Source organism: Brevundimonas sp. (genome assembly GCF_031082345.1).
Taxonomy (GTDB): domain Bacteria; phylum Pseudomonadota; class Alphaproteobacteria; order Caulobacterales; family Caulobacteraceae; genus Brevundimonas.
Genome location: NZ_JAVHLH010000335.1, coordinates 1 through 2,351 on the forward strand (window position 1 = coordinate 1; position 2,351 = coordinate 2,351).

2 protein-coding genes and 1 tRNA gene are annotated in these 2,351 nt (G+C 70.8%); 2 read left to right on the forward strand and 1 reads right to left on the reverse strand.

The window, feature by feature from the left end:
- Nucleotides 1-142 precede the first annotated feature (142 nt).
- The gene (locus RDU12_RS14945) at nt 143-493 is read left to right on the forward strand and encodes a DUF3147 family protein (protein ID WP_300289834.1); all 351 of its coding nucleotides are present in this window, start codon (nt 143-145) and stop codon (nt 491-493) included.
- Between the two features lie 223 nt (nt 494-716).
- Here RDU12_RS14945 and RDU12_RS14950 read toward each other — a convergent pair.
- Nucleotides 717-793: transfer RNA gene (locus RDU12_RS14950), tRNA-Arg, on the reverse strand.
- A 163-nt stretch (nt 794-956) separates the two neighbouring features.
- On the opposite strand from RDU12_RS14950, the gene RDU12_RS14955 reads away from it, so the two are divergent.
- Nucleotides 957-2,351 (forward strand): gamma-glutamyltransferase (locus RDU12_RS14955; protein WP_308685427.1); only part of this gene is annotated, 1,395 nt, incomplete at its 3' end.

Below are 2,351 nucleotides of genomic sequence, written 5' to 3' on the forward strand. Positions count from 1 at the left end.
CTCGTCCCAGCGTGAGGAAGGCGAACTCGTCGCCGTCTTCACCGGCAGCCACGGCTGGTTCTGGCGCAACCGCACCGGCGAGCCCGTGACCATCACTCTGCGCACAGAGGGGGCATATTCAGAGGTCAAGCGGGTAGTCTAGATGCTCTACTTCATCCTCAAGGCCGCGCTGTCCGGCGTGATCATCGCGGCGATCTCAACCGTGTCAAAGCGCTACCCCGGATTCGGCGCGCTCATCGCGTCGCTGCCGCTGATCTCGGTGCTCGGCATGATCTGGCTGTGGCGCGACCGTCCGGACCCGGTGAACATGGCCGACCATGCACAGGCGACCTTCTGGTTCGTCCTGCCGTCCCTGCCGATGTTTCTCGCCATCCCAGCGATGCTGAGAGCGGGCGTCAATTTCTGGCTGGCCCTGATCGCTGGATGCCTGCTCACGATCGCCCTCTACAGCCTGATGATCTGGCTCGGGCCGAGGTTCGGCCTGCGGCTGTGATTGACGCTGCCTGGTCGTCGATCCCTGGATCGCGTCGCCTGGTCAGCGCTCCGCTCACCCGGCGAACGGTCACCAAGGCGATGGACAGAGCCCCAGACCATCTTCGACCGGAATTCTTCATAAGTTCCAGCGCGATAGGACAGCAGCTCGCAGCATTTTACACCGGGCCGGCGCCAACGGCTACCGCGATCCGGCAGACAACGGTTGATTCAAGTGGAGAAAATGGCGCGCCCGGAACGATTCGAACGTCCGACCCTCAGATTCGTAGTCTGATGCTCTATCCAGCTGAGCTACGGGCGCGCTTGGCCGCGAACGGCGAGGGCGGGTCTTTAGCGGAGGAGGGACGGGGGGGCAAGACCCGGCGGACGGCTTTCCTAAGGTGATTTCGCGGTCCGGGGGTTTCGTCGCGGCCAAGGGCGCGCCAAGTTGCGCGCCTCCTCGCCGACGCCCGTCCGGAACCTCCATGCGCCCAGTCTCCCCGCCTGCCCGACCGTCCACCCTGCGGTCCCTGATCGCCCTCGCCATGGGGGCGAGCCTGGCCCTGTCGGGATGTGCGGGCGGGGCCGGGACGACGGCGGGGACGACGGCTCCCGGACCGGTCGCGCCGGCGGCGCCCCAGGCGCGGGGCCCGTTCGTGGCGGCGGCCAATCCGCTGGCGGTCGAGGCGGGAATGAAGATCCTGCGGCAGGGCGGCTCGGCGGTCGACGCCGCCGTGGCGGTGCAGGCGGTGCTGGGACTGGTCGAGCCGCAGTCCTCGGGCCTCGGCGGCGGGGCCTTCATGATGGTGTTCGACGCCGCGACCGGCGAGGTCACCAGCTACGACGGACGCGAGACCGCCCCGGCCGCGGCGACGCCCGAACTGTTCCATGATGACGGCCGCCCGCTGTCGTTCGGCGAGGCGGTGCTGAGCGGCCGCTCGACCGGGGTTCCGGGCGCCGTGGCCCTGCTGGCCATGGCCCAGGCGGAACATGGCGAGCTCGCATGGAGCGGCCTGTTCGGGGAAGCCGAGCGTCTGGCCCGCGACGGCTTCGTCGTCAGCCCCCGGCTGGCCGGCTTCATCGCCGCGACGCGCGGCCAGGCGCGGACCCGCTGGGCCGAGGCTTATTTCACCAAGGCGGACGGGAGCCGCTACGTCGCCGGGGACCTGCTGAGGAACCCGGCCTACGCCGACACCGTGGCCGAGATCGCCGCGGGCGGGGCCGAGGCCTTCTACCGCGGCCGGATCGCGGGCGAGATCGTCGCCACGGTGCAGGAGGGACCGCGACCCGGCGCCCTGACCGAAACCGATCTGGCCGGCTACGCGCCGCTCGAGCGCGGGGCCCTGTGCCGGCCGTACCGCATCTATGTCGTCTGCGTGCCGCCGCCGCCGTCCAGCGGGGTGGCGGTGCTGCAGCTGTTGGCCATGGCCGAGCTGACTCCCGACATTCTCGAGGGCCCCGGCAGCGCCGACGCCTGGACCGCCTTCGCCCAGCTGCAGCGGCTGATGTACGCCGACCGCGACCGCTACGTCGGCGACCCGGCCTTCGTCGGGGTGCCGGTGCAGGGTCTGCTGGACCCGAACTATGTGGCGGCGCGGGCGGCCCAGGCCCCGACCCTGGTCGGGGCGGCCGAGCCCGGCTTTCCGCCGGGCGGCCTCTTCGCCGGCCCCGACGCGACGCGCGAGCCGGCCGGCACCTCCCATTTCGTCATCGTCGACGCCGCGGGCAACGCCGTCAGCATGACCACCACGGTCGAGAGCGTGTTCGGCTCGGGCCGGATGGCCGCGGGCTTCTTCCTCAACAACCAGCTGACCGACTTCTCGTTCTCTCCGCAGGACCGCGACGGCGCCCCGGCCGCCAACGCCGTGGGCCCCGGCAAG

Bases quoted from the DNA above. Each gene is read 5' to 3' on its own strand.
- RDU12_RS14945 (WP_300289834.1), top strand. From the start codon at position 143: ATGCTCTACTTCATCCTCAAGGCCGCGCTGTCCGGCGTGATCATCGCG.